The organism is Duganella sp. GW821-FHT07F09, from assembly GCF_059418705.1.
Genome location: NZ_JBWKQJ010000002.1, coordinates 331693 through 357094 on the forward strand (window position 1 = coordinate 331693; position 25402 = coordinate 357094).

The following is a 25402-nucleotide window of genomic DNA, read 5'->3' on the forward strand; positions in this document are numbered from 1 at the left end:
TTTTAATCATTTACCAGATGATGACACGCTGCTCCGGCGCCACGTACATCTTGTCGCCCGGCTTGACGCCAAAGGCGTCGTAGAAGCCCGGCTGGTTGACCATGGTGCCGTTGGCGCGGAACCGGCCCGGCGAGTGCGGATCGGTTTTCACCTGCAAAATCTGCTGCTCGTCGCGCATGCGCACGCGCCACACCTGGCCGAAGCCCATGAAGAAGCGCTGGTCGCCGGTCAGGCCGTCGATCACCGGCGCCGGCTTGTCGCCCAGCGACAACTTGTAGGCCTTGTAGGCGATCGCCACGCCGCTGTTGTCGGCGATGTTCTCGCCCAGCGTCAGCTCGCCGTTGACGTTGTAGCCCTTGATCGGGCTGTAGGCGCCGTACTGCTTGACCAGCGCGTCGGTCTTGGCCTTGAAGTTGGCGCGGTCTTCCTTGGTCCACCAATCGCGCAGGTTGCCGTCGCCGTCGGCCTGGCTGCCGCCGTCATCGAAGCCGTGGCTGATCTCGTGGCCGATGACCGCGCCGATGGCGCCGTAGTTGACAGCGTCGTCGGCTTTGACGTCGAAGAACGGCGGCTGCAGGATGGCGGCCGGGAACACGATCTCGTTCATCGTCGAGCTGTAGTAGGCGTTGACGGTCTGCGGCGTCATGCCCCACTCCTCGCGGTCGATCGGCTTGCCCAGCTTGTTGATCATGCGCTGGTTGGCGAAGTTGGCCGCGCGCAGCACGTTGCCGATCAGGTCGGACTTGACGATCGCCAGCGACGAATAGTCGCGCCACTTGGTTGGGTAGCCGATCTTGGGCGTGAACTTGGCCAGCTTGGCCTGCGCCTCTTTTTTGGTCTCCGGCCCCATCCAGTCGAGCGCGTCGATGCTGGTCTGGTACGAGGCCAGCAGGTTCTTCACCAGCTGGTCCATGCGCGCCTTGCGCTCCGGCGGGAAATACTCGGCCACGTACAGCCGGCCTAGACCCTCGCCGATCGAGCGCTCGACCAGCGCCACGCCGCGTTTCCAGCGCGGCTCCTGCACGGCCACGCCGGTCAGCACGGTGCTGTAGAAGTCGAAGCTGGCGTCGGCGAAGTCCTTCGACAGGTAGGGCGAAGCGCTGCGCAGCAACTGCCATTCGAAGTAGGCCTTCCACGTCGCCAGGTCGGTCTTCTCTAGCGCCGCGCTGAAGCCGGCCAGATAGCTCGGCTGGCCGACGATCACGTAGTCGACCTTGTTGGCCACGCCGGCCGACGCCAGCGCGTGGCCCCAGTCGTAGGCGGGCGCCAGCTCGGGCAGCTTGGCGATCAGGGTTTTGTTATAGCGTTTGACGGGGTCGCGGTTTTGCACCTTGGTCCACTGCGCCTCGGCCAGCGCGGTTTCCAGCGCGACGATGGCCTTGGCGTTGGCTTCCGGATTCTTGTCGCCGCCCAGCTTCAGGGTTTTGGCGATGTGCGCCTCATACTTGACCAGGATGGCGGCCAGTTTGGCGTCGTCCTTTTTCAGGTAATAGTCGCGGTCCGGCAGGCCCAGGCCGCTTTGCGAAATGCTCACCGCGTATTTGGTCGATTCGCGCGCGTCCTGGCGCACGTTCAGGCCGTATGGGGTGGCGACGCCGAGCTTGTCCAGATGGGCGATCAGCATCGGGAAGGCTTTCTTGTCCTTGATCGCGCGGATGCGGTTGAGTTCGCCCGTAAGCGGGCGGATGCCCAGCGCGTCCAGCTTTTTCTCGTCCATGAAACTGGCGTACAGGTCGCCGATCTTCTGCGCCTCGCTGCCGGCCTTCTTGCCTTGTTGCGCCTCGGTCTTCTCGACGATACCGCGCAGTTCGGACAGGGTGTCGTCGCGCAGCTTGGCGAAGGTGCCCCAGCTCGACTTGTCGGCCGGGATCTCCGTGGTCTTCAGCCACTGGCCGTTGAGGTGGGTGTAGAAGTCGTCCTGCACGCGCACGCCCGGATCGATGTTTTTCACTTCGATGCCGGAAGTCAGCGGCGCGTTGTCATCGGCGGCGGCGGTGGCGAAGGCGGTGACCAGGCTCAGGGTCAGGGTACTCAGCAGAAAGCGGTTCACGGTGGTCCTTTAATGAGAACTTCAAGTCGTATTGTCGGCCGCTTGTGACGGCCGCGCAAATATTCTACCGCTTGAGACCGTGTCGAAATAATACCGTTCCGCTTTTTTACTTTACGATACACACCCGCATGTATCGCGGGTGTAGCATCGGTCGCGTGTTAATTCACCAATGATATTCATATGAAAATTCAGGCGATACTGGCAGACAAACTGCTGCTGCTTGGCACCGGGCTGATTTGCGCCGCGCTGGCCTGGCTGTTCTGGTGGTATTTTCAGGCGACCGCCTTCGAGATTTTCACCTTCTACATGTTGATCATGCTGCTGGTGGAAAATCGGCGGCTACGCCGGGCACTGCGGGATGCCCGCGCCGAAAAGGGTAACCGGCACGCCACCTGAGACGGGCGTGGGGCCGCTCGGCCTTAACCGCCGCCCGGCAGGTTGATGCTGGCGCCGCCCGCGCCGACACCGACACCCATGCCGCCGGCGCCACCACCCCTGCGCCCGCCACCGCGCCGTTCGCCACCCTCCTCCTTGCGCTCGCTGGCGCTGTGCGGGCTGGCGCCGTTGTCCGGCACCCGCAGCAGATGCTCGTCGACCTGCTGCGCGACGATCCGGCGCTGGCTTTCATTTAACGCATCGTTGACGGTCAGCCACCATTCGCGCAGCAGCTTCTCCTCGGCGGCTGCTGCGTCGGTTTCCACGTCGATGGCCTTGGTCAGATCGCGCAGTTCGACGTTGGCGTCCTGCGTGCCGGCCTGCGTCGCCGCCTGCAGGCGCTCGCGGCGGGCTTTGCGCTCGCGCAGCAGGTTGCGAGTCTTGCTCTCGGTTTGTTGCCAAAGTATCTGCTGGTTGGGATTCAGGTTCAGCGCCTTCCTCAAATCGTCCGCCATCGGCAGAAAATCCTCGGCATGCATGTCGAGGACGGGAACCGCGAGCGCCGGCGACGGCAAGGACGCGGCGAGCAACAGCGCGCCAACCAGGGCCAGGGCGCGCGCGGCCGAGGGGTAGGAAAAAGACGACGGGTGAAGCGGCGAAAAGCGCATGGAAGCTCCGTAGATAAAAAAAAGCCTGCGCTTGGGGCGCAGGCGAAAACCACTTCAGGGTAGAGAGAAATACGAGTTCAGTGTAGGCCGCGCCTTCGGCCGTGGCGGCACTTCTTACAAATGCTTACCGACGTGAACGTAGGGGAAACACTGCGTAAAAATATGCAAACTTGATGTAACGCCAAGCGGGCGTTGGTGTGGATTCAAAGTCAACGTCAACCGTTGTAAAATTCCGTAAAGGTATAAATCATTTCGTGACGGCTACTACGATTGCTCGAAATCAGGTTTATACTCAGCTCATGCACATCGCGCGCGCAATCGCCCGCTGTTGATGGCTCTCTGTACATTGTTCCAACAGGTGAAACATGGGCAAGAAACTCAAGAATTCCGGTTTGGTCGGCCTCGGTGTCGTCGCCGGCATCGCCGTCTCCCTTCAATTTTCCGCCATGGCGCAAAAGCCGGTCGAGCCTTCGCTGCCGCTCGAGGAGCTGCGCCAGCTGGCCGACGTGTTCGGGCTGATCAAGTCCGACTACGTCGAGCCGGTCGAGGACAAGAAACTGCTGACCGAGGCCATCTCCGGCATGGTCGCCTCGCTCGACCCCCATTCCGCCTACCTGGACAAAAAAGCCTACGCCGAGCTGCGCGAAGGTTCGCAGGGCAAGTTCGTCGGCCTGGGCATCGAGATCGGCCAAAGCGAGGACGGTTACATCAAGATCGTCGCCCCGATCGAGGATTCGCCGGCCTGGCGCGCCGGCATCAAGGCGGGCGACCTGATCAGCCGCCTCGACAGCACAGCCGTCAAGGGCCTGAGCCTGGACGAGTCGGTCAAGAAGATGCGCGGCGAGCCGCACTCCAAGGTCAGCCTGACAATCCTGCGCAAGGGCGAGGCCGATCCGCTGGTGTTCAACATCACGCGCGAAGAGATCCATCAAAAGAGCGTCAAGGGCAAGATCGTCGAACCGGGCTATGCGTGGCTGCGCATTTCGCAGTTCCAGGAGCCGACCATCGACGACATGGCCGCCAAGATTGTCGAACTGTACAAACAAGACCCGAACATCAAGGGCCTGGTGCTGGACCTGCGCAACGACCCGGGTGGCGTGCTGCAGGGCGCCATCGGCGTGGCCGCCGCCTTCCTGCCGAAGGACGCGGCGATCGTCTCGACCAACGGCCAGTTGCCGGACCAGAAGCAAATCTTCTATGGCCGTCCCGAGTACTACACCCTGCGCAGCGAGACCGACGCGCTGGCCAAACTGCCGGCCGCCATCAAGCAGGTGCCGATGGTGGTGCTGGTCAACACCGGCTCGGCGTCGGCGTCGGAGATCGTCGCCGGCGCGCTGCAGGATTACAAGCGGGCCGACATCATCGGCACGCAAACGTTCGGCAAGGGCTCGGTGCAAACGATACGCCAGCTCACCGCCGACACCGCCGTCAAATTGACCACGGCGCGCTACTACACGCCGCACGGCCGCTCGATCCAGGCCAAGGGCATCACGCCGGACCTGGCGGTGGACGAGAACGCCGACGGCGACGGCCTGAACGCGCTGCGCACGCGCGAGGCCGATCTGGACAAGCACCTGAGCAACGATCGCGAACAGGAAATCGCCAAGACCAAACGCGACGAACTGGAAGAGCAGTTGCGCATCGTCGCGCTGGAGAAGACCCGCAAGCCGCTCGAATACGGCAGCGGCGACGACTTCCAGCTGGCGCAGGCGCTGAACCACCTCAAGGGCCTGCCGGTGCAACTGGCCAAGCAGGAAACCAAGGTCGTGCAAAACGACATCAAAAAATAACCGCGGGGTCAGGTCCGACATTCGGACACGAACCCATCGCTAACGACGGCGCCAGACGGCGCCGTTTTTATTTCCTCGCGATTTCATCCCTTTATTACGCGGATCGTGCGGCCATTGTGTAGAATTTGACTCATTATTGGCGCAAGCCATTGCCAAATTCGAAAGTTTAATCATGAAACAAGCCGTCATCAGCGGTACCGGCCTCTTCACGCCGGCCCAGTCGATCTCCAATGAAGAGCTGGTCGAGTGCTTCAACGCCTATGCCGAGCAGTTCAACGCCGACAACGCCGCCGCCATCGCGGAAGGCACCGTCACGCCGCTGGAGCTGTCGAGCGTGGCTTTCATCGAAAAAGCGTCCGGCATCAAGTCGCGCTATGTGATGGAAAAATCCGGCATCCTCGACCCTGAGCGCATGGTCTCGCGCATCCCCGAGCGCGCCGACGAGGAACTGTCGCTGCAGGCCGAAATCTGCGTGGCCGCCGCCCACCAGGCGCTGGACCGCGCCGGCCGCGTGCCGGCCGACATCGACATGGTGCTGGTGGCCTGCTCGAACATGCAGCGCGGCTATCCGGCGATGGCGGTCGAGGTGCAGGGCGCGCTCGGCATCGACGGCTACGGCTTCGACATGAACGTGGCCTGCTCGTCGGCCACCTTCGGCATCCAGCAGGCGGTGGCGGCGGTGCAAAGCGGCCAGGCGCGCGCGGTGCTGGTGCTCAATCCGGAAATCACCAGCGGCCACCTGAACTGGCGCGACCGCGACAGCCATTTCATCTTCGGCGACGCCTGCACGGCGATGGTCATCGAGGCGGCCGACACGGCCAAGGGCTCGCAGCGCTGGGAAATCCTCGACACCAAGCTCAAGACCAGCTTCTCGAACAACATCCGCAACAACTTCGGCTTCCTCAACCGTTTCGACGAGTCGGGCATCGGCCAGCCGGACAAGCTGTTCCGCCAACAAGGCCGCAAAGTGTTCAAGGACGTCTGCCCGATGGCGGCCGAGATGATCAAGACCACCATCGCCGGCGCCGGCCTGGAGGTGCCGCAGGTGAGCCGCTACTGGCTGCACCAGGCCAACCTGAACATGAACCTGCTGATCAGCCGCCTGGTGCTGGGCCGCGACGCCGAGCCGGGCGAAGCGCCGGTGATCCTGGACGAATACGCCAACACCTCATCGGCCGGCTCCATCATCGCTTTCCACAAGCACTCCGACGACATGGCGCCGGGCCAGCTGGGCGTGATCTGCTCCTTCGGCGCCGGCTACTCGATCGGCTGCGTGGTGGTGCGCAAGGTCTGAGGGGAGCGGCATGATCACCCTGATGATGTCCGATGAACTCGAAGCGGCGGTGATTGAAGCGGCCGGCCGCAAAGGCTTGTCGGTCGATGACTTCATCGCGGCGGTATGCAAGGACGCGCTGTCGCTGGAGGTGGACCGCCAGCGCTTGCAAGCGTATCGCGATGGTGACGTGGCCGGCGTGTCACAAGAGCGCGCCGACGCCTGGCTTTCCGATCTCGAGGCCGGGAAGTGGAGCGAATGCCCGCGCTGATCTGGCATCCCGATGCGCTGGCGGACGTCGCCAGACTCCATCAGTTCCTTGCGAAGCAAAACCCGGCTGCGGCCCGTCGTGGCGCCGCAGCCATCATCAGCAATACCGCCAGAATTATGAAGAATCCTGAACTCGGCGCGCCGCGCGCCGAGTTCAGGGAGTGGCCTGCCAAATTTGGCAAGCGCGCCTACGTTATCCGCTACGCCATCCTCGAAAATGGCGATGTCCTGATCACCCGCGTTTGGCATAGTCGTGAGCAAAGGCCGTCGTGAAGGCATCCCCGGACTTCCTCCAGCTGGACCACGGTGCGACCGAGCCGCTGTACCGCCAGATCTACATGCGCTTTCGGGCCGCCATCGCGAGCGGCATGCTGCGGCCGGGCGCCCGCGTACCTTCGGCACGGGCGCTGGCGCTGGACCTGGGACTGGCGCGCGGCACGGTGGAAGCGGCCTACTCGCTGCTTGGCGCCGAGGGCTACCTGCAAACACGCGGCCAGGCCGGCACCGTCGTCACGCCGGCATTGGTGCGCCACGCCCCGGTGGCGCTGCCCGCCCGGCCGAACGACGCCACCGCCGACCTGCGCGGGTCGCCGACGGCGTCTCACAAACCGTTTCAAATGGGACTTCCGGCGCTCGACGCGTTTCCGCGCAAGGTGTGGGCCGCGCTGGCGGCGCGCGCGATCCGCGCCACGCTGGCCGCCGACATGGCCTACCCGCCCTATTTCGGCACGCCGGCGCTGCGCACGGCCATCTCCACCTACCTGCAACTCTCGCGCGGCATCGACTGCGCGCCGTCGCAGGTGTTCGTCACCTCCGGCTACCGCAACTCGCTGGAACTGGCTACGCGCGCGCTGCTGCTGAGCTTTACCAATATCGAGACGCCACGGCGCGCGCGCGAACTGGCCCTGCGAATCATGGCCCAGCTAAGTTGACCGGTCTTGGCACTTCATGGCTAAGCCATGAAATCGCACAATACGGCTATCCGCAATCAACCAAGGAAACGCCATGACCGCACGTCTCGACATCTTCACTCTCTCCCCGCAGGCCTACAAGGGCCTCGCCATCGCAAAAACCGCCTTGCAGGAATCCAGCCTGCCGCGCGAGTTGCTGAGCTGGTCTGCGTCGGCATGCGCCTAGTGCCGGCCGCACTGACCATATAGGCAGCGCGCGCGGCTTTACATCAAAGGTTGGGGTGTTGTCGTCGGCCTCTCGTGTGCTACCCTTTGGGCTGTCGCCCATCTCTAGAGGAGCCCCCCGCGCATGCCCCACAATATCAGTCTGATCACCACAATCGCAGCGGCACTGGGCTTCGGCCTGGTGTTCGGCTACCTTGCAACGCGCCTTAAACTACCGGCGCTGGTTGGTTATCTGGCTGCGGGTATCATGTTGGGACCCGCGACACCAGGCTTCGTGGCCGACGCCGCGCTGGCGTCGCAGCTGGCCGAAATCGGCGTGATGCTGATGATGTTCGGTGTCGGCCTGCACTTCTCGCTCGACGACCTGTGGGCGGTGCGCAAGGTGGCGCTGCCCGGCGCGGTGCTGCAAATCGCCGTCGCCACGGCGCTCGGCATGGCGCTGGCCCACTTCTGGGGCTGGAGCATCGGCGGCGGTTTGGTGTTCGGCCTGGCGCTGTCGGTGGCCAGCACCGTGGTGCTGCTGCGCGCCCTGGAGGAACGCGGCATCCTCGATACGTTCAACGGCCGCATCGCGGTCGGCTGGCTGGTGGTGGAAGACCTGGTCACCGTCATGGTGCTGGTGCTGCTGCCGGCGCTGGCCGGCTCGCTGGGCGGCGTGTCGCTCGATGAACACGGCGTCGCCATCCCCGCCGGCGAAGTCGATCTGTGGGGCACCCTGGCCGTCACGCTGGGCAAGGTCGGAGCCTTCATCGCGCTGATGCTGGTGGTCGGTCGCAAGCTGTTCCCGTGGCTGTTGTGGCAGGTGGCGCGCACCGGTTCGCGCGAGCTGTTCACCTTGTGCGTGATCGCCGCCGCCGTCGGCATCGCCTACGGCTCGACGCATTTCTTCGGCGTCTCGTTCGCGCTGGGCGCGTTCTTCGCCGGCATGGTGCTGCGCGAGTCCGAACTGGCGCACCGCGCGGCGCAGGAATCGCTGCCGCTGCGCGACGCGTTCGCGGTGCTGTTCTTCGTTTCGGTGGGCATGCTGTTTGAGCCCACCATCGTGACGGAGCAGCCGCTCAAACTGCTGGCGGTGGTGGCCATCATCGTGTTCGGCAAATCGCTGGCCGCCTTCGTGCTGGTGGTGCTGCTGCGCTATCCGGCCAAGACGGCGCTGATGGTGTCGGCCAGCCTGGCGCAGATCGGCGAGTTCTCCTTCATCCTGGCGGCGCTGGGCTTGTCGCTCAAGCTGATGCCGATCGAGGGCCAGAGCCTGATCCTGGCCGGCGCCATCATCTCGATCGCGTTGAATCCGGTGGTGTTCCGTCTTTCCAAGCCGCTGGAGCGCTGGATGAGCAAGGACGGTTCGATCATGTCGAAGTTCGAGCGCACCGCCGATCCGCTGGCGGAGTTGCCGATGTCGGTGCCGCACGAGCATCTGGACGGGCAGGTGGTGCTGGTCGGTTATGGCCGCGTGGGGCGCCGCATCGCCGAGGTGCTGGTCAAGCACGGCATCCCGTTCGTGGTGGCGGAGCAGAACCGCGAGATCGTCGACCAGCTGCGCAAGGACGGCATCCACGCGGTGGCCGGCAACGCGGGCGAGCCGGCGGTGCTGATCCAGGCGCACATCGCGCGCGCAGGCATGCTGGTGATCGCCACGCCGGATACCTTCCACGTGCGGGCGATGGTGGAGACGGCGCGTTTGCTCAACCCGCACATCAAGACCGTGGTGCGCACGCATAACGAAGAGGAAGCGGAGCTGCTGCGCAGCGAATTGGCCGGCAAGATCTTCATCGGCGAGGAGGAGTTGGCCAATGGGATGACCGAGTTCGTGGTCACCAATTTCGAGCGCAAGAGTGGTGGGCATTGAGCGGCCGAGGATATCGAATAACCACGGAGACACGTAGGGCGGATTAGCGCAGCGTAATCGGCCCTACGTGTCTCCCATGACCGTTACTTTAAAGGCTCACGGCCAACTCCGCGCCTTCCTTGATCGCGCGCTTGGCGTCCAGCTCCGCCGCCAGCGCGGCGCCGCCGATCTTACGGAAGCGCGGCCACGACGGATTCGCTTTCACTTCCTCCTCCGACGGCATCAACTCGGTCAGGCTGTCCTGTCCCGCGCACACCACCACGTTATCCACCGACAGCAAGCGCTGCTCGCCGCCGACCGTGATATGCAAGCCCTGATCGTCGATCCGGTCGTACTGCACACCCGCGAGCATCACCACGCCATTGCGCGCGAGGACCGCCCGGTGCACCCAACCCGAAGTCTTACCCAGCCCCACCCCCAGCTTGGACGTCTTGCGCTGCAGCAGATACAACTGCCGCACCGGCTCCGGCGGCTCCGGCGCGACCAGGCCGCCCGGCGTATCGCCCTTCAAACCAACGCCCCACTCCTTCGCCCAGACATCCAGCGCCAGCGGCAGCGGATGCTTCGGGTCATGCAGCAGATACTCGCCAACATCGAAGCCGATGCCGCCGGCGCCGATGATGGCCACGCGCTTGCCCACCGGCGCCTTGTTCTGCAGGACGTCGATATACGACAGCACCTTCGGATGATCGATGCCCGCGATCGGCGGACGGCGCACCTTGATGCCGGTGGCGACCACCACCTCGTCGTAGCCTTCCGCGATCAACTGCTCGCGCGTGACGCGCACGCCCAGCCTGAGCTTCACGCCGGTCAAATCGATCTGGCGGCGGAAGTAGCGTATGGTCTCGGCGAATTCCTCCTTGCCCGGAATTTGCATGGCGATCTTGAACTGGCCGCCGACGCTGTCGCTGGAATCGAACAGCGTGACATCGTGGCCGCATTCGGCCGCCACCGTCGCCGCCGACAATCCCGCCGGCCCGGCGCCGACCACCGCCACGCGGCGCGGCCTGGCCGTCTTGGCGTACACCAGTTCCGTCTCGTGGCAGGCGCGCGGGTTGACCAGGCAGCTGGCGCGCTTGTTGGAGAAGGTGTGATCGAGGCAGGCCTGGTTGCAGCCGATGCAGGTGTTGATCTCGTCGGCCTTGCCCTGCGCGGCCTTGGCGACAAAGTGCGAGTCGGCCAGGAAGGGCCGCGCCATCGAAATCATGTCGGCCTCGCCGCGCTGCAAAATACCTTCCGCCTCGGCCGGCATGTTGATGCGGTTCGACGCCACCACCGGTATAGTCACCTCCAGCCGCAGGCGGCCGGCGATGCCGGCGAAGGCCGCACGCGGCACCGACGTGACGATGGTCGGGACCCGCGCCTCGTGCCAGCCGTAGCCGCTGTTGAGGATGGTGACGCCGGCGTGTTGCAGCGCCTTGGCCACCGCCACCACATCCTCCCAGGTGTTGCCGCCGTCGACCAGGTCGAGCAGCGAGTGGCGGTACATGATGATGAAGTCATGACCGACTTCGGCGCGGATGCGCTTGACGATTTCCACCGGCAGCCGCATGCGGTTCTCGATGCTGCCGCCCCAGCGATCGGTGCGCAGGTTGGTGCGCGCGCACAGGAACTGGTTGAGCAAGTAGCCTTCGCTACCCATCACCTCGATGCCGTCGTAACCCGCCTCGCGCGCCAGCTTCGCGCAGCGGGCGTAATCGCGTATGGTCTGCTCGATACCGGCCTCCGTCAGCGCGCGCGGTTTGAACGGCGAGATCGGCGATTTCTTGTCCGACGCCGACACCACGAACGGCTGATACCCGTAGCGGCCCGCGTGCAGGATCTGCATCAGGATCTTGCCACCCTCCTCGTGCACCGCGCTGGTGACGCGGCGGTGATTGTGCACGTCGCCCTTGAAGTTGAGCGTTCCGCCAAAGGGCAGCAACCATCCGGAGCGGTTGGGGGAAATACCGCCGGTGACGATCAGCCCCACGCCGCCGCGCGCACGCTCCCGATAGAACGCCGCGAGCTTGCCGTAGTTGTAGAAGCGGTCTTCAAGACCGGTGTGCATCGATCCCATGACGACGCGGTTGCGCAGCGTCGTGAAGCCCAGGTCGAGGGGTGCGAGCAGGTGGGGGTATGGTGTATTTGTCATTATGGTTATATGGTCCAGACGCGATGTCCGCATTAAAACCCAATTCCCTAGACCCGGGCTTCTAAAGGCCCGGCGCCGCGTGTATTTTGTAACGTGATGGCGCTTCGCTTGTATTCTGCCACCCTTTCCCTTACGCTGGAAAGATGATGCGATTCCTTCTGTTTTTGTTGTTAGGTGTGACTGCCCCGGTGGTGACGGCACAAGCACCGAAGCTTGAACTACCCAAGCTGGAGGTCTCGGTCAATCGCGTGGACGCCGATGCGCAGCACATGTACGAAGTGGACGCCACCGCGACGGTGGCGGCGCCACTGCCGAAGGTATGGCGCGTGCTGACAGGCTATGAGCGCATGTCCGAATTCGTGCCGGACCTGGAATCGTGCAAGGTCCTGTCACGCAACGGTAATGAAGTGATCATCGAACAATTCGGCGTGGCGCGCTTTCTGTTCATGTCCAAGGCCATCCACCTGATCGTGCGGGCGACCGAGCAGCCGATGTCGTCGATCGATATCTCGCTGATATCGGGCGACATGAAGCACTACGAATCGAAATGGGAATTGATACCGGTGCCCGAAACCGGCGGCACCAAAATTGTCTACAGCGGCCGGCTGGTGCCGAACTTCTATGTGCCCGGCATCCTGGGCGCGAAGATGATACGCAACGATATCGAACACATGATGAGCGCCGTCGTGGCGCGCATCGAGCGCCGCGACGATAGTGCGAAGCGCGGCGGCCAGACGCCGTCGGTGCAGGCCACGCCGGCCGTTCCCGTCACGCCGCCGGCGCCCGCGCCGGCACCAACATCGACGCCGGCCAATCAGGCCAGGTAGGTATCGCGCGAGCGCAGCTCGGCGAAGTTTTCCAGGCTGCCGATTTTCACCAGCACCGGATTCAAACTCAATTTGCTCTGCATCGAGCGCCAGGCGAACTGCCACTCCTGCTCCTGCGCTTCGGCCGCCGTCTTGGTGAAGGCGGCGCCCAGCGCGGCGCGGGTGCCGTATTCCACCGCGCCGTCGATGCCCGCCCAGCTGGGGAGCGTGCGCTGCACCGCGCGGTGCAGGCGCTCGCCGAATTCCTCGGTGTTGTGGATGATCAGGCAGGCGTCCGACGAGAATAGCTCGAACAGCTTGCGGTCCCACGCCTTCGAAAAGCTCAGGGTCAGGCAGTTGGAGGCCGGGACGAGGATGAACTGGCCCTGGGTCAGCGCCAGTTCCAGGTCTTCGCGCACGCCGTAGCGGTGCAGGGTCGGAGGGCGTTGGTAGTCGTGCATGTTGGTACTCTATTCTTTACAGGTTATTTGACCGGGGCGCGGCGCACGTGGCGGTGCGAGCGCATCGCCGCCGAGGCGATGAAGATCTCGCGCAGCAGGTAGCAGAAGCTGCCGATCAGCGCCAGCATCGCCACCACGAACATGCCGGCGATGTATTTGTCCAGCGGGGTGTTGGTGATATCGCCCAAAAACAGCATCGCGATGACCAGGCAAATCAGCAGGCCGCAGGCGGTCGACAAGGTGATCGAGGCGTTGATCAGGTGCGATCGTCGGTAGAGCACATCGAGTTCGTTGAGATAGACGTCGCTGTAGCCGATGTCGAGCCGGTCCTCCAGCACCCGCGAACGGTCGATGATGCGCGCCAGCCGGTTGGTCAGCACCATCAAGTTGGTGCACACGCCCGTCAGCAGGAACACCGGCGCAATGGCCAGTTGGATAATGTGGCCGATATCGCCGATCTGAATATTCATGATTGCATATAAGCTGGGTTTAATGCGCGCCTCTCTGGGCTGTCGATATTGCTACTCAAGCCATAGTGTAGCAGCCCGGGGCGTGCGCGGGCCGATTCTCGGCGCCGCGCGAACGAATGTGCAGCGTTTATGCAAACGCGCGACTGCGCTTGAACTGTTCCGTCGCGCCGACCAGCGCGCGCGCGATCCCCTTCTCCATCGCGCCGTGGCCGGCGTCGGGAATCATGTGCAGCACCGCGCCAGGCCACGCCTCGCTCAGGCGCCAGGCCGACGACGGCGGGCAAATCACGTCGTAGCGGCCCTGCACGATCACCGCCGGCAGGTGGGCGATGCGGTCCATATCGCGAATCAACTGGTCCTCGCCGAAGAAGCCCAGGTTGGCCATGTAGTGCGATTCCAGGCGTCCCACGCCCAGATCGAGCGTGTCCGACGGCGGTTCGTCCGGCTGCGGCAGCAGGAACACGCGGCGGCCCTCAAAACGGCTCCACGCGCGCACCGCCGGCCAGTAAACGTCCGGGTCGTCGCTCATGATGCGGTCCACATAGGCTTTGAGCAGGTTGCCGCGCTCCGCGACCGGAATCGGCGCGATGAACTCCTCGTACACCTCGGGGTGGAACCACTGCGCGCCGTACAGGAACCAGTCGATCTCCGCCTGCGTGCACAGGAAGATCCCGCGCAGCACGAAGCCCAGACAGCGCTCGGGATGCGCCTGGCCATAGGCCAGCGCCAGGGTCGAGCCCCACGAGCCGCCGAACACCAGCCACCGCTCGATGCCGAACAGCACGCGCAGGCGTTCGATGTCCTCGATCAGCAATTGGGTGGTGTTGTTGCGGCACTCGCCCAGCGGCAGCGATTTGCCGGCGCCGCGCTGGTCGAACAGGATCACGCGGTACTGTTCCGGGTCGAAGAAGCGGCGGTGCTGCGGCGACAGGCCGGCGCCCGGGCCGCCATGCAGGAAGATGACCGGAATCCCGTTCGGATTGCCGACCTCCTCCCAGTAGATGGTGTGCAGGTCGTCGACCGCCAGCATACCGTGCCGGGTCGGCAGAATGGGCGGGAACAGGGGCGAGGTCGGGTCGAACATGGCTATCCTTTGAGCATCGATAGCGGATTGTACGAAAAAAAAGCCAGGATCGCGAACGAACCTGGCTTCGATTGCCGTGGCGGCAAACTTGCCGCCTCACGTTACCGCGGCTTACGACATGTGCTGGCCGCCGTTGATGGCGATGTTGGCGCCGGTGACGAAGGCCGCCTCGTCCGACGATAGATACGCGACCAGGCCGGCCACTTCCTCAGGCTTGCCCAGGCGCGCCATCGGAATTTGCGGAATGATCTTGGTATCGAGCACTTCCTGCGGGATCTCCATGACCATCTTGGTGCCGATGTAGCCCGGCGAGATGGTGTTGACGGTCACGCCCTTGCGCGCCACTTCCAGCGCCAGCGCCTTGGTGAAGCCGTGCATGCCGGCCTTGGCCGCCGAGTAGTTGGTCTGGCCGAAGGCGCCCTTCTGGCCGTTGACCGACGAGATGTTGATGATACGGCCCCAGCCGCGATCGACCATGCCGTCGCAGACCGGCTTGGTCATGTTGAACACGGAGTCCAGATTGGTGGCCATGACGGCGTCCCAGTTCGGCTTGTCCATCTTCTTGAACGTCATGTCGCGGGTGATGCCGGCGTTGTTGACCAGCACATCGATCGGACCGATGTCCTTTTCGATGGCGGCCACGCAGGCTTGCGCCGAGTCGTAGTCCGCCACGTCGCACGGATAGGCACGGAAGTTGAAACCCTGGTCGCGCGTCGTGGCGAGCCACTGCTCGACCTTGGGATTGCCAGGGGAATACGTCGTGACCACGTTATAGCCGAGCGCCGACAGTTTGAAACACACTGCTTCGCCCAGACCGCCCATACCGCCAGTTACCAATGCAACTCTTGCCATAATTGTCCCCTCTTCTTAGTTGATACCAAACTTCGCTGACACCAAAGTTCGCGGACCGCCCCGCGACCGCGGAGGCGGCATGTTTTATCTTTATCCTTACGGACGCTCGATCGCCAGCGCCACGCCCATGCCGCCGCCGATGCACAGCGAGGCCAGGCCCTTCTTGGCATCGCGGCGGATCATTTCGTGGATCAAGGTGACCAGGATGCGGGCGCCGGACGCGCCGATCGGGTGGCCGATCGCGATGGCGCCGCCGTTGACGTTGATCTTGCTGGTGTCCCAGCCCATTTCCTTGTTGACGGCGACGGCCTGCGCGGCGAAGGCTTCGTTGATTTCCATCAGGTCCAGGTCGTCCGGAGTCCAGCCGGCCTTTTTCAGGCACAGGCGGCTGGCCGAAACCGGGCCCATGCCCATCAGGGCCGGGTCCAGGCCGGACGAGGCGTAGGCCTTGACCTTGGCCAGCACCGGCAGGCCCAGTTCCTTGGCCTTGGTGGCAGACATCATGATGACGGCGGCGGCGCCGTCGTTCAGGCCGGACGCGTTGCCGGCGGTGACGCTGCCTTCCTTGTTGAACGCCGGACGCAGGCCGGCCAGGCCTTCGAGGGTCGAGCCGGGCTTGATGTATTCGTCGCTGTCGAAGACCACGGTGCCTTTTTTATTGGCGATCTCCAGCGGCAGGATCTCGTCCTTGAACTTGCCTTCTTTTTGAGCGGCTTCGGCCTTCAGCTGCGATTGCAGCGCGAACTCGTCCTGCTCGGCGCGCGAGATGTCGTGTTTTTTCGCGACGTTCTCGGCGGTGATGCCCATGTGGTACTGGTTGAACGCGTCCCACAGGCCGTCGACGATCATGGTGTCGACCATCTTGATCTCGCCCATGCGGAAGCCGTCGCGCGAACCCGGCATCGCGTGCGGCGCGGCGCTCATGTTTTCCTGGCCGCCGGCGATGACGATTTGTGCGTCGCCACATTTAATCGCCTGCGCCGCCAGATGGGTGGCTTTCAAACCGCTGCCGCACACGTGGTTGATGGTGAAACCGGGAATGGAATTCGGCAGGCCGGACTTGATGACCGCCTGGCGGGCCGGATTCTGGCCGACGCCGGCGGTCAGCACCTGGCCCAGGATCGCTTCGCTGATCTGGCTTGGATCGATGCCGGTCTTGGCCAACAGGCCCTTGATCACGTGCGCGCCCAGGTCCGAGGCCGCGATCTTGGCGAGGCTGCCGCCGAATTTGCCGACACCGGTACGGCCAGCGGCCACGATAACTACATCATCCATATGACTCTCCAATACGCCGGCCAAGGCCGGCTTAGTTTAGCAACAACATTGAGCAACTACACGAACGTCGATAATACGCCTACGACGGCAGGATCGTGGGGGTTTCGATTGTGCGTCGCCGCGAGGATCTCGCAGGTATTTCTCTAGCAGCATCCATGCCAGCGAGACTGACCAAAGTCGCGGAGCCATCGTAAGCGCCCGGATTTGGCGACACCTTGATTTATGTCAATCTTTGCTTCGACCTGCCGCAGGACATTTTGAAGAAACCATGCAAATTTGTCACGACAATAATCTGATACCGTCGAGCGTGGCGGCACACTGCTCGCGTATCACTTTGACGAAATCGAGCACGTAGGCTTTATGCTTTTGCGACTCCGGCACCGACACGAACAGGTCGCTCCACAGGCCGTGGTCGCCCACCGGCTTGGCGATGACGTAGTCGTAGTCGACATAGTTCTTGATGGCCCAATTGGGCAGGGCGGCGATGCCGCGACGGCTGGCGACCAGTTGCAATACGGCCACGGTCAGCTCGGCGGTGCGGCGCTGGACCTGGATGCCGGCCGGCTGCAGCACTTCGCGGATCAGGTCGATGCGGGTTTCCGGCACCGGATAGGTGATCAAGGTCTCGCCCTCGAAGTCGGCCGCCTGCAAGCGGCGCTGCATCGCCAACCGGTGCTTTTGCGCCATGACGACCAGGATTTCATAACGGAACAACGGGAAGGTTACGAAATCCGGGCCATACGGCGAACCGATGACGAGGTCGGCGGCGCCGGCGCGCAGCAGCTCGGCCGGCTCGCTGTGGAAGCCGGAAACCAGGTCGATTTCGACGTCCGGCCAGCGTTTGCGGAACTCGTCCATGACCGGCATCAGCCAATCGAAGCAGGTATGGCACTCGAGCGCGACCCGCAGCTGGCCGGTATCACCCTGGGTCAAACGGGCCACTTCGCGCTCGGCCGCCTCGATTTCCGGCAGCAGCATATCGGCCAGTTTGAGCAGCCGCGCACCAGTGGCGGTAAAGCCTATCGGAACGGATTTTCGCTCAAAAAGGGGCCCGCCGTAGCGATCTTCCAGTAACTTGATCTGATGGGACAACGCCGACTGGGTCAGGTTGAGCAGTTGGGCGGCGCGCACCAGGCTGCCGGCCGAACGGAGTGCGCTCAGGGTGCGGAGGTGGCGTATCTCTAGCATGGTCTATTAAAAATTTTCATGTGAAACTACAAAATCTTTCGTTTTGATTATAGACCGGAATGCCGCAAACTTTATCGCATCAATATTAAATGCGGATGACACCGATCATGACACCATCAAATAAAGCGGCCTCAAGCCACATCCACACCCATATTCCGGGTTTTCCACGCATCGGCGCGGCACGTGAACTGAAATTCGCGCTGGAATCGCATTGGCGCGGCGAGCTGGCGGAAGCCGGGTTGGAAGCGGTCGGCCGCGAGCTCCGGGCCCGCCACTGGGCGCTGCAAGCGCGTGCCGGACTGGACTTCGTCACCGTCGGCGATTTCGCCTTCTACGACCAGGTCGCCAATCATGTTCAGCTATTGGGCTGCGAACCGGCGCGCTACGGCTTCGATCCCCGCCAATCGCAGCTGAGCCGCTACTTCGCCATGGCGCGCGGCGACGGCGGAAAAGGCCACAAGGAATGCGACTCCGGCTGCGGCCACGACCATTCCCACGACGGCGACGTGCACGCCTCGGCCGCGCTGGAGATGACCAAGTGGTTCGACACCAACTACCACTACCTCGTGCCTGAATTCACGCCGGAAACCGCGTTCTCGCTGGCCTGCGAACGGCTGTTCGACGAGGTCGCCGAAGCGCAAGCGCTCGGCCACGCGGTCAAGGCCGTGCTGCTCGGGCCGCTGAGCTTCCTGTGGCTGGGCAAGGAGAAAGGCGCCGCCGTGGCGGCCGGATTCAACCGCCTCGAGCTGCTCGACAAGCTGCTGCCGGTCTACGGCGCCGCGCTGGACCGCCTGAAGGCGCAAGGCGTGCAGTGGGTGCAGGTTGACGAACCCATCCTCGGACTGGACCTGCCGGCGCCATGGCGCAGCGCGTTTGAAAACACCTACTGGCAACTCAACCAGGTCGGCGTGCCGCTGCTGCTGGCGACCTATTTCTCGCCGCTGGAAGAAAACCTCAGCCTGGCTTGCCGCCTGCCGGTGGCGGGCCTGCATGTGGACGGCGTGCGCGCCGCGCATGAGCTGACCAGCATCGCCGACTGGCTGCCGGTGCACAAGGTGCTGTCGGTCGGCATCGTCGACGGCCGCAACATCTGGCGCACCGATCTGGACGCGGCGCTGGCCACCCTGGCGCCCATCGTCGACAAGCGCGGCGGCAAGCTGTGGCTGTCGTCGTCGTGCTCGTTGCTGCACGTGCCGTTCACGCTCGCCGCCGAACACGCGCTCGACGGCGACATCAAATCGTGGCTGGCCTTCGCCACCGAAAAGCTGGACGAGCTGTACGTGCTGAAGCAGTCACTGCAAGGCATCCACGAAGCTTCGGTCGGCGATGCGCTGGACGTCTCGCGCGCCGCGCTGGCCGGCCGCCGCGCCAGCACACGCGTGCACCAGGCCGCCGTGCGGGATCGGCTGGCAACGCTGGGCGACGACGCCGACCGCAGGCAGTCGGGCTTCGCGCAACGCCAGGCCGTGCAGCGCGCGCGCCTGCGCTTGCCCGACTTTCCGACCACGACCATCGGCTCTTTCCCGCAAACGGCGGCCATCCGCGCCGCCCGCGCCGGCTTCAAGCGCGGCGAACTGAACGCCGCCGACTACGAGGCCAAGATGCGCGACGAGATCGCCTACGCGGTGTGCCGCCAGGAGGCGCTGGGACTCGACGTGCTGGTGCACGGCGAAGCCGAGCGCAACGACATGGTCGAATATTTCGGCGAACAGCTGGACGGCTTCGTCTTCACGCAACTGGGCTGGGTGCAATCGTACGGCTCGCGCTGCGTCAAGCCGCCGATTATTTACGGCGATGTCAGCCGTCCGAAGGCGATGACGGTGGACTGGACCGTGCACGCGCAAAGCCTGACCGGCAAGCCGATGAAGGGCATGCTGACGGGACCGATCACGATCCTGCAATGGTCGTTCGTGCGCGACGACCAGCCGCGCTCGCGCACCGCGCTGCATATCGCGCTGGCGATCCGCGACGAGGTCGACGATTTGCAGCGGGCCGGCATAGTCATCATCCAGATCGACGAGCCCGCCGTGCGCGAAGGCTTGCCGCTGCGCCGGGGCCGCTGGGACGAGTATCTGGACTGGGCCACGCGCGCGTTCCGCGTCTCGGCCGGCGTGGCGGCGGACGGCACGCAGATCCACACGCACATGTGCTATGCCGAGTTCAACGACATCCTGCCGCAGATCGCAGCGATGGACGCGGACGTGATCACGATCGAGACCAGCCGTTCGGATATGGAACTGCTCAACGGCTTCGGACAGTTCCGCTATCCGAACGAGATCGGACCGGGCGTCTACGACATCCACTCGCCGCGCGTGCCGGGCCAGGCGGAGATGGTGAGGTTGCTGCGCAAAGCCAGCGCGGTAATTCCTGCTGGCAATCTCTGGGTAAATCCGGACTGCGGCCTGAAGACGCGCGGGTGGGCGGAGACGGAAACGGCGCTGCGCAATATGGTGGCGGCGGCGCATCAGCTGCGCGCCGAGCACGCGATCTATTAAGACGGCCGGGCCCCGATTCGACGGGGCCAGGACCTTCAATCAAATCTAAAACACGTAGGGCGGATTAGGCGGAACGCCGTAATCGGCCATGTATGAGCCGCCAACGGCGCATGCATTGGCCGATTACGCTACGCTAATCCGCCCTACGTGTTTCAGAATACCCATGCGCCCCGATGCGCCCCACTCGGCCAAATCCCGCATTTTTACTGGCTCAGTACGCCGTGCGCCCTCCCCTTCCGCCGGTTTCCACAGTAGAATGCTCGTGCCTGCGCATGCGCGCGAGGTTAACCTCTAATACTGTCGCCCATGTCCAAGAGCCTGTTTCAAAAGCCTATCGAAATCAAGATTTCCACCGTTGTCGCCGTCTCCGCCATTCTGGCGACCGCCGACAGCATCGCTCTCGACGCCGCGCTGGCCGAAATGACCGGTGGCACCACCGACTTTTTTGAAGACGACCTGGCCGTGATCGACGTCGCCGCGCTGCCGGCCGGCAGCGATCCGGTCGACTGGGCCGGCATCATCGCCCTGCTGAAAAAATACCGCTTGAATCCGGTCGCCGTGCGCAACGCGCCGCCGTCCATGGCCGCGGCCATCGCCGCCCACGGACTGAGCCTGGAGACCCCGACCAAGCCGCGCGCCGACGAGGTCGACGTAGAATCGGCCAAAACCGCGGCCAAGGCCGCCGCCAGGGCGGCAACGGCGGCACCAGCCCCGGCACCGGCGGCAAGCAAGGCGCCGGTCGCGGCGGCCACGGCGGCGGCGGCCACCGACAGCCTGCCCGGCAACGCCGGCGTCATGATCATCGACACGCCGGTGCGCGCTGGCCAGCGCATCTACGCGCGCGGCTGCGACCTGATCATCACAGCGGTCGTCAACAACGGCGCCGAAGTCATTGCCGACGGCAGCATCCATGTCTACAACACGCTGCACGGCCGCGCGCTGGCTGGCGCCTCCGGCAATCCCGAGGCGCGCATCTTCGCGATGACCATGTCGCCGGAATTGGTGTCAATTGCCGGCGTTTACCGTACTTTTGAAGACGGTTTCCCCGCCGAGTTCGCGCGCTCCCCTGCGCAAATTCGCTTGGTCGGCGACCGAATCGATATACTATCTGTCAATTCCGCGAACCGCGCCTGAGTGGCCTGCTGTTCATCTCTCTGAAAAGGATTATTTGTGGCGAGAATCATTGTAGTGACGTCCGGCAAGGGCGGTGTCGGTAAGACGACTTCCAGCGCGAGCTTCTCCACCGGCCTGGCCATGCGCGGCCATAAGACGGCCGTCATCGACTTCGACGTCGGCCTGCGCAACCTGGACCTGATCATGGGCTGCGAACGCCGCGTCGTCTACGACCTGATCAACGTGATCAACAAGGAAGCGTCGCTGACCCAGGCGCTGATCAAGGACAAGCACTGCGACAACCTGTTCATCCTGCCGGCCTCGCAGACGCGCGACAAGGATGCGCTGTCGGAAGACGGCGTGGAAGTCGTGCTGCACGAGCTGATCAACATGGGCTTCGAGTTCATCATCTGCGATTCGCCGGCCGGTATCGAGCATGGCGCACTGATGGCGCTGACCTTCGCCGACGAAGCGATCATCGTCACCAATCCGGAAGTGTCGTCGGTGCGCGATTCGGACCGCATCCTCGGCATCATCCAGGCCAAGTCGCGCCGCGCCCAGACCGGCGGCGAGCCGGTCAAGGAACATCTGCTCATCACCCGCTACTCGCCGAAACGCGTGGAAGCGGACGAAATGCTGTCGTACCAAGACGTGCAGGAAATCCTGCGCATTCCTTTGATCGGCATCATCCCGGAATCGGAATCGGTGCTGCACGCTTCAAACCAGGGCAACCCGGCCATTCACTTCAAGGGCACCGATGTCGCGGAAGCCTACGAAGACGTGGTGTCGCGTTTCCTCGGCCAGGAATTGCCGTTGCGCTTCGTCAATTATGAAAAGCCAGGCCTTCTGCAGCGTATTTTTGGGAGCAAGTGACATGGCCCTGCTTTCTTTCCTGTTCCCGCAAAAACAGAAAACCGCGACGGCGGCCAAGGAGCGGTTGCAGATCATCATCGCGCGCGAGCGCAATGGCCGCAGCGGTCCGGATTTCCTGCCGGCGCTGCACAAGGAATTGATCGAGGTGATTTCGAAGTACACCAAGGTCAACGCCGACGACATCAAGATCTCGCTCGATCGCCAGGGCAACCTGGAGGTGCTGGACGTGAACGTGGTGCTGCCGGACGCTTAATGCGCGGGTAAGAACCAGTCACAAAACGGCGGGCCGGACGGTCCGCCAACGTGTCACCTGCGACACACTTTATGCCGGACGGGCCACGCCGCCGTCCTGCGCGACACCCGCCGTCACCAGCGTCGCCGCCACCTTGGCGCAGGCTTCCACATGCTGGTAGCCGATCTGCCGGAACGCGAAAAATCCGATCCCGGCCGCCGCCAGCTGGCCGGCCAGCGGCACCATCTTGCCGGCCTGGCGCGCCGCCACCTTCATGCCGGTCCGGCGCAACATCTGCGTGACCACTTCCCGCGTGACCACCTTGCCCACCAGCATGCCGCCGACGCCGATCGCCGCCTCGTAGGCGATCAGCTTGAACTTCGGTTGCAGCCGCTCGATCTGCTCCTCCGACAGCCCGAACTCGTGGTTGATGTCGTCGATCAGCAGCGCGAACAGGCGCAGGTCCGACACCACGTCGAGGCCCGGGATCGGCACCGCCGCCACCCCGGCCGACACCATCGCGCGGCGCCGCACCAGTTTCCGGCAGCGCTCCCGCACCGCATCAATATCGCGCGCGGTGCCCGGAACCAGGGTCCAGTTGGTGTTTGATTTGAGTCCCATAGCGCCTCCCGGATGAACTGAAGATTCTTTCCAAATTTCAACTTCTTCATTGAATTCGGGCTTTTTCCAGTGTACCGTGTAATAACCGGACGGGCGCGCACGATGAAAAACAACAATAAAACCGCATTGTCAAACGACAAACGTTAATGTCCCAAAAAAAATATTTAATCATTCTGCCAATTAATTTGTGAATCTCTGTTATATTTGACGTGACATCTCTTTAACATATATTTCCTACAGGCAGCAGTATGAGAATCGCCGTACTCGACAACGACCGCAGCCAGGCAGACTTGATCTGCCAGGTACTGACCTCCGCCGGCCACATTTGCCACAGTTTTCAGACTGCAAAAGACGTGCTGGCACAGCTGCGTAAAGACAGTTACGACATGCTCATACTCGACTGGCAGGTGGTCGATCTGACCGGTGCCGAAGTAATGCGCCGCGCTCGTGAAAAGCTGCCCGACAGCGCCCCGGTGCTATTCCTCACGACCAGCTCCGGCGAGGACGATATCGTCGCCGGCCTGGCCGCCGGCGCCGACGATTACATGATCAAGCCGCTACGCCGCAGCGAGATGGTCGCGCGCGTGCAAGCGCTGCTGCGCCGCGCCTATCCGGCCCAGAACGGCGCCGAACAATTGCAATTCGGTCAATACGTTTTCGAGACCCGGCCCGGCCGTTTGCTGATGGATGGCGTGGTGTTGGACGTCACCCACAAAGAGTTCTACCTCGCACTGTTATTTTTCCGCAACATCGGCCGGCCGCTGTCGCGCGCCTATATTCATGAGGCCGTGTGGATACGCGAGACCGCCGTGCCGTCCCGCACCATGGACACCCACGTTTCGCGCGTGCGCAACAAATTGCAACTGAAACCGGAAAACGGCTTCCGCCTGGTGCCGGTCTACAGCTACGGTTACCGGCTGGAAAAACTCGGCGCGGCGTAATCCCCCGCGGCGGGTCGGCTCCCTGTGTCGCCTGCTGCTATGGCTTTAGGCAGCCCAAGGGCAACATCCAGGTACATCACGGTATAATGTCCGCTAATTCATTGTCCGGACCCGAAATGCAGCTGCTTGCCGTCGGCCTCAACCACAACACCGCCCCGGTCTCGCTACGCGAGCAGCTGGCGTTCGCCCCTGACCAGCTCGGCCAGGCGGTGGTGGCGGCGCGTTCGTGGTTCGAGCGCATCGACCATCGCGGCAGCGACGAGGCGGCGATCCTGTCGACCTGCAACCGCACCGAGCTCTACGCGGCCAGCCAGGTGCCCGAGCCGCTCGACGCCGGCGCCCATTTCCTTGCCGATTTCCACAAGCTGAACTACGCCGAACTGCGTCCGCACCTGTATTTGTTGCCGCAGCACGACGCCGTGCGCCACACCTTCCGCGTCGCCTCCGGGCTCGATTCGATGGTGCTGGGCGAGACGCAGATCCTCGGCCAGATCAAGGACGCGATCCGCACCGCCGACGAGGCGGGCGGCCTGGGCACCTATCTGCACCAGCTGTTCCAGCGCAGTTTCTCGGTCGCCAAGGAGGTGCGCAGCACCACCGAGATCGGCGCCCACAGCGTGTCGATGGCCGCCGCCGCCGTGCGCCTGTCGCAGCGCATCTTCGACAAGATCTCCGAGCAGAACGTGCTGTTCATCGGCGCCGGCGAGATGATCGAATTGTGCGCCACCCACTTCGCGGCGCAGAATCCGAAAACCATCACCATCGCCAACCGCACGCTCGAACGCGGCGAGATGCTGGCGCACCGCTACGGCGGCCGCGCGATCCGCCTGGCCGACCTGCAGGACAAGCTGCACCAGTACGACATCGTCATCTCGTGCACCGCCTCGTCGCTGCCGCTGATCGGCCTTGGCATGGTGGAGCGCGCGATCAAGGCGCGCCGCCACAAGCCGATGTTCATGGTCGATCTGGCCGTGCCGCGCGATATCGAGCCGGAAGTGGCGCGCCTGAACGACGCCTTCCTGTACACCGTCGACGATCTCGGTAAAGTCGTGCAGACCGGGATGGAAAACCGCCAGGCCGCCGTCGCGCAGGCCGAGGCGATCATCGAAACGCGGGTGCAGTCGTTCATGCACTGGATCGACGACCGCGCCGTGGTGCCGGTCATCCAAAGCTTGCAGGAAAACGGCGAAGCGCTGCGCCAGATCGAACTGGAACGCGCCCGCAAGATGCTGGCCAAGGGCGAGGATATCGACGCCGTCCTCGAAGCCCTGTCCAAGGGCCTGACCGCGAAGTTCATGCATGGCCCGCAGCAGGCGCTGCACCGTGCCCAGGGCGACGAGCGCGCCCACCTGGCCGAGCTGCTGCCGCAGCTGTTCCGCGGCCGCCGTTAGCGCCCCCGGCACACACCACGAACGCCGACCGCGCCCACCGCCGGTCGCACCCCGC

General features: G+C 63.7%; 24 protein-coding genes and 1 pseudogene. 15 read left to right on the plus strand and 10 right to left on the minus strand.

The features are described 5' to 3' along the window. Positions 1-10 precede the first annotated feature (10 nt). Positions 11-2050 carry a M13 family metallopeptidase gene (locus tag AC07P1_RS06520; protein ID WP_494695026.1) on the minus strand — a complete coding sequence of 680 codons (2040 nt, stop codon included), beginning with the start codon at positions 2048-2050 and terminating at the stop codon, positions 11-13. 180 nt (positions 2051-2230) lie between these two features. On the opposite strand from AC07P1_RS06520, the gene AC07P1_RS06525 reads away from it, so the two are divergent. Continuing rightward, positions 2231-2446: a hypothetical protein gene (locus AC07P1_RS06525; protein ID WP_494695027.1), complete on the plus strand. Its 216-nt coding sequence runs from the start codon at positions 2231-2233 to the stop codon at positions 2444-2446. 23 nt (positions 2447-2469) lie between these two features. Here the strand turns inward: AC07P1_RS06525 and AC07P1_RS06530 are convergent, their stop codons facing one another. Next, complete coding sequence (locus tag AC07P1_RS06530; protein WP_494695028.1) at positions 2470-3093, minus strand: hypothetical protein; 624 nt, start codon at positions 3091-3093, stop codon at positions 2470-2472. Between the two features lie 365 nt (positions 3094-3458). Between AC07P1_RS06530 and AC07P1_RS06535 the strand changes: the two genes are divergently transcribed. The 7 genes and pseudogenes from AC07P1_RS06535 to AC07P1_RS06565 all read left to right on the plus strand — a co-directional run bounded on the left by AC07P1_RS06535 (position 3459) and on the right by AC07P1_RS06565 (position 9411). Next, the gene (locus AC07P1_RS06535) at positions 3459-4883 is read left to right on the plus strand and encodes a S41 family peptidase (RefSeq protein WP_494695029.1); all 1425 of its coding nucleotides are present in this window, start codon (positions 3459-3461) and stop codon (positions 4881-4883) included. Positions 4884-5055: 172 nt separating this feature from the next. Beyond that, the gene (locus AC07P1_RS06540; protein WP_494695030.1) at positions 5056-6177 is read left to right on the plus strand and encodes a beta-ketoacyl-ACP synthase III; all 1122 of its coding nucleotides are present in this window, start codon (positions 5056-5058) and stop codon (positions 6175-6177) included. Between the two features lie 10 nt (positions 6178-6187). Then, entirely contained in the window at positions 6188-6427 is a 240-nt protein-coding gene (locus AC07P1_RS06545; protein WP_494695031.1) for a hypothetical protein, read from the plus strand. After that, positions 6415-6699 carry a type II toxin-antitoxin system RelE/ParE family toxin gene (locus AC07P1_RS06550; RefSeq protein ID WP_494695032.1) on the plus strand — a complete coding sequence of 95 codons (285 nt, stop codon included), beginning with the start codon at positions 6415-6417 and terminating at the stop codon, positions 6697-6699. Before AC07P1_RS06545 ends, AC07P1_RS06550 begins: the two co-directional genes overlap by 13 nt. After that, positions 6696-7283, plus strand: a pseudogene (locus tag AC07P1_RS06555) (GntR family transcriptional regulator); the annotation flags it as partial. The gene AC07P1_RS06550 and the pseudogene AC07P1_RS06555, both read left to right, overlap by 4 nt. Before the next feature lie 148 nt (positions 7284-7431). Continuing rightward, positions 7432-7563, plus strand: coding sequence for a hypothetical protein (locus AC07P1_RS06560; RefSeq protein ID WP_494695033.1), 132 nt, complete (start codon positions 7432-7434; stop codon positions 7561-7563). Between the two features lie 123 nt (positions 7564-7686). Continuing rightward, a complete protein-coding gene (locus tag AC07P1_RS06565; protein WP_494695034.1) occupies positions 7687-9411 on the plus strand; it encodes a cation:proton antiporter domain-containing protein in 1725 nt (574 codons plus the stop codon). Positions 9412-9499: 88 nt separating this feature from the next. Here the strand turns inward: AC07P1_RS06565 and AC07P1_RS06570 are convergent, their stop codons facing one another. Continuing rightward, positions 9500-11545 carry a 2,4-dienoyl-CoA reductase FMN-binding domain-containing protein gene (locus AC07P1_RS06570; RefSeq protein WP_494695035.1) on the minus strand — a complete coding sequence of 682 codons (2046 nt, stop codon included), beginning with the start codon at positions 11543-11545 and terminating at the stop codon, positions 9500-9502. Positions 11546-11691: 146 nt separating this feature from the next. On the opposite strand from AC07P1_RS06570, the gene AC07P1_RS06575 reads away from it, so the two are divergent. Continuing rightward, positions 11692-12372 carry an SRPBCC family protein gene (locus AC07P1_RS06575; RefSeq protein WP_494695036.1) on the plus strand — a complete coding sequence of 227 codons (681 nt, stop codon included), beginning with the start codon at positions 11692-11694 and terminating at the stop codon, positions 12370-12372. Here the strand turns inward: AC07P1_RS06575 and AC07P1_RS06580 are convergent. The 6 genes from AC07P1_RS06580 to AC07P1_RS06605 all read right to left on the minus strand — a co-directional run bounded on the left by AC07P1_RS06580 (position 12360) and on the right by AC07P1_RS06605 (position 17681). Beyond that, positions 12360-12812, minus strand: a complete 453-nt coding sequence (locus tag AC07P1_RS06580; protein WP_315220496.1) for a hypothetical protein — start codon at positions 12810-12812, stop codon at positions 12360-12362. The genes AC07P1_RS06575 and AC07P1_RS06580 overlap by 13 nt on opposite strands. A 23-nt stretch (positions 12813-12835) precedes the next feature. Then, positions 12836-13282: a DUF2721 domain-containing protein gene (locus AC07P1_RS06585; RefSeq protein ID WP_090323960.1), complete on the minus strand. Its 447-nt coding sequence runs from the start codon at positions 13280-13282 to the stop codon at positions 12836-12838. 127 nt (positions 13283-13409) lie between these two features. Next, positions 13410-14366, minus strand: a complete 957-nt coding sequence (gene pip, locus AC07P1_RS06590) for a prolyl aminopeptidase (protein WP_494695037.1) — start codon at positions 14364-14366, stop codon at positions 13410-13412. A gap of 111 nt (positions 14367-14477) precedes the next feature. Continuing rightward, positions 14478-15218, minus strand: a complete 741-nt coding sequence (gene phbB / locus AC07P1_RS06595) for an acetoacetyl-CoA reductase (RefSeq protein WP_209721275.1) — start codon at positions 15216-15218, stop codon at positions 14478-14480. A 96-nt stretch (positions 15219-15314) separates the two neighbouring features. After that, positions 15315-16493, minus strand: coding sequence for an acetyl-CoA C-acetyltransferase (locus AC07P1_RS06600; protein ID WP_090323968.1), 1179 nt, complete (start codon positions 16491-16493; stop codon positions 15315-15317). Positions 16494-16772: 279 nt separating this feature from the next. Beyond that, complete coding sequence (locus AC07P1_RS06605; RefSeq protein WP_315220499.1) at positions 16773-17681, minus strand: LysR family transcriptional regulator; 909 nt, start codon at positions 17679-17681, stop codon at positions 16773-16775. A gap of 107 nt (positions 17682-17788) precedes the next feature. Here AC07P1_RS06605 and metE point away from each other — a divergent pair, with 107 nt between their 5' ends. The 4 genes from metE to minE all read left to right on the plus strand — a co-directional run bounded on the left by metE (position 17789) and on the right by minE (position 22415). After that, entirely contained in the window at positions 17789-20176 is a 2388-nt protein-coding gene (gene metE / locus AC07P1_RS06610; protein ID WP_494695038.1) for a 5-methyltetrahydropteroyltriglutamate--homocysteine S-methyltransferase, read from the plus strand. Positions 20177-20482: 306 nt separating this feature from the next. Further along, the gene (gene minC / locus AC07P1_RS06615) at positions 20483-21310 is read left to right on the plus strand and encodes a septum site-determining protein MinC (RefSeq protein WP_494695039.1); all 828 of its coding nucleotides are present in this window, start codon (positions 20483-20485) and stop codon (positions 21308-21310) included. 36 nt (positions 21311-21346) lie between these two features. Continuing rightward, positions 21347-22162 carry a septum site-determining protein MinD gene (gene minD / locus AC07P1_RS06620; protein WP_090323976.1) on the plus strand — a complete coding sequence of 272 codons (816 nt, stop codon included), beginning with the start codon at positions 21347-21349 and terminating at the stop codon, positions 22160-22162. Position 22163: 1 nt separating this feature from the next. Beyond that, positions 22164-22415, plus strand: a complete 252-nt coding sequence (gene minE, locus AC07P1_RS06625; RefSeq protein WP_090323978.1) for a cell division topological specificity factor MinE — start codon at positions 22164-22166, stop codon at positions 22413-22415. Between the two features lie 69 nt (positions 22416-22484). Here minE and AC07P1_RS06630 read toward each other — a convergent pair whose 3' ends face one another. Then, the gene (locus AC07P1_RS06630; protein ID WP_494695040.1) at positions 22485-23015 is read right to left on the minus strand and encodes a hypothetical protein; all 531 of its coding nucleotides are present in this window, start codon (positions 23013-23015) and stop codon (positions 22485-22487) included. A 248-nt stretch (positions 23016-23263) separates the two neighbouring features. Between AC07P1_RS06630 and AC07P1_RS06635 the strand changes: the two genes are divergently transcribed. Both AC07P1_RS06635 and hemA read left to right on the plus strand, forming a co-directional pair. Further along, complete coding sequence (locus AC07P1_RS06635; RefSeq protein WP_090323982.1) at positions 23264-23956, plus strand: response regulator transcription factor; 693 nt, start codon at positions 23264-23266, stop codon at positions 23954-23956. Between the two features lie 116 nt (positions 23957-24072). Further along, complete coding sequence (gene hemA, locus AC07P1_RS06640; RefSeq protein WP_494695041.1) at positions 24073-25347, plus strand: glutamyl-tRNA reductase; 1275 nt, start codon at positions 24073-24075, stop codon at positions 25345-25347. Positions 25348-25402 lie beyond the last annotated feature (55 nt).

What these genes read in the sequence shown, in the direction of transcription:
- AC07P1_RS06525 (WP_494695027.1), top strand. Translation starts at nt 2,231, where the DNA reads ATGAAAATTCAGGCGATACTGGCAGACAAACTGCTGCTGCTTGGCACC.
- AC07P1_RS06530 (WP_494695028.1), bottom strand. Translation starts at nt 3,093, where the DNA reads ATGCGCTTTTCGCCGCTTCACCCGTCGTCTTTTTCCTACCCCTCGGCC.
- AC07P1_RS06535 (WP_494695029.1), top strand. Translation starts at nt 3,459, where the DNA reads ATGGGCAAGAAACTCAAGAATTCCGGTTTGGTCGGCCTCGGTGTCGTC.
- AC07P1_RS06540 (WP_494695030.1), top strand. Translation starts at nt 5,056, where the DNA reads ATGAAACAAGCCGTCATCAGCGGTACCGGCCTCTTCACGCCGGCCCAG.
- AC07P1_RS06545 (WP_494695031.1), top strand. Translation starts at nt 6,188, where the DNA reads ATGATCACCCTGATGATGTCCGATGAACTCGAAGCGGCGGTGATTGAA.
- AC07P1_RS06550 (WP_494695032.1), top strand. Translation starts at nt 6,415, where the DNA reads ATGCCCGCGCTGATCTGGCATCCCGATGCGCTGGCGGACGTCGCCAGA.
- AC07P1_RS06560 (WP_494695033.1), top strand. Translation starts at nt 7,432, where the DNA reads ATGACCGCACGTCTCGACATCTTCACTCTCTCCCCGCAGGCCTACAAG.
- AC07P1_RS06565 (WP_494695034.1), top strand. Translation starts at nt 7,687, where the DNA reads ATGCCCCACAATATCAGTCTGATCACCACAATCGCAGCGGCACTGGGC.
- AC07P1_RS06570 (WP_494695035.1), bottom strand. Translation starts at nt 11,545, where the DNA reads ATGACAAATACACCATACCCCCACCTGCTCGCACCCCTCGACCTGGGC.
- AC07P1_RS06575 (WP_494695036.1), top strand. Translation starts at nt 11,692, where the DNA reads ATGCGATTCCTTCTGTTTTTGTTGTTAGGTGTGACTGCCCCGGTGGTG.
- AC07P1_RS06580 (WP_315220496.1), bottom strand. Translation starts at nt 12,812, where the DNA reads ATGCACGACTACCAACGCCCTCCGACCCTGCACCGCTACGGCGTGCGC.
- AC07P1_RS06585 (WP_090323960.1), bottom strand. Translation starts at nt 13,282, where the DNA reads ATGAATATTCAGATCGGCGATATCGGCCACATTATCCAACTGGCCATT.
- pip (WP_494695037.1), bottom strand. Translation starts at nt 14,366, where the DNA reads ATGTTCGACCCGACCTCGCCCCTGTTCCCGCCCATTCTGCCGACCCGG.
- phbB (WP_209721275.1), bottom strand. Translation starts at nt 15,218, where the DNA reads ATGGCAAGAGTTGCATTGGTAACTGGCGGTATGGGCGGTCTGGGCGAA.
- AC07P1_RS06600 (WP_090323968.1), bottom strand. Translation starts at nt 16,493, where the DNA reads ATGGATGATGTAGTTATCGTGGCCGCTGGCCGTACCGGTGTCGGCAAA.
- AC07P1_RS06605 (WP_315220499.1), bottom strand. Translation starts at nt 17,681, where the DNA reads ATGCTAGAGATACGCCACCTCCGCACCCTGAGCGCACTCCGTTCGGCC.
- metE (WP_494695038.1), top strand. Translation starts at nt 17,789, where the DNA reads ATGACACCATCAAATAAAGCGGCCTCAAGCCACATCCACACCCATATT.
- minC (WP_494695039.1), top strand. Translation starts at nt 20,483, where the DNA reads ATGTCCAAGAGCCTGTTTCAAAAGCCTATCGAAATCAAGATTTCCACC.
- minE (WP_090323978.1), top strand. Translation starts at nt 22,164, where the DNA reads ATGGCCCTGCTTTCTTTCCTGTTCCCGCAAAAACAGAAAACCGCGACG.
- AC07P1_RS06630 (WP_494695040.1), bottom strand. Translation starts at nt 23,015, where the DNA reads ATGGGACTCAAATCAAACACCAACTGGACCCTGGTTCCGGGCACCGCG.
- AC07P1_RS06635 (WP_090323982.1), top strand. Translation starts at nt 23,264, where the DNA reads ATGAGAATCGCCGTACTCGACAACGACCGCAGCCAGGCAGACTTGATC.
- hemA (WP_494695041.1), top strand. Translation starts at nt 24,073, where the DNA reads ATGCAGCTGCTTGCCGTCGGCCTCAACCACAACACCGCCCCGGTCTCG.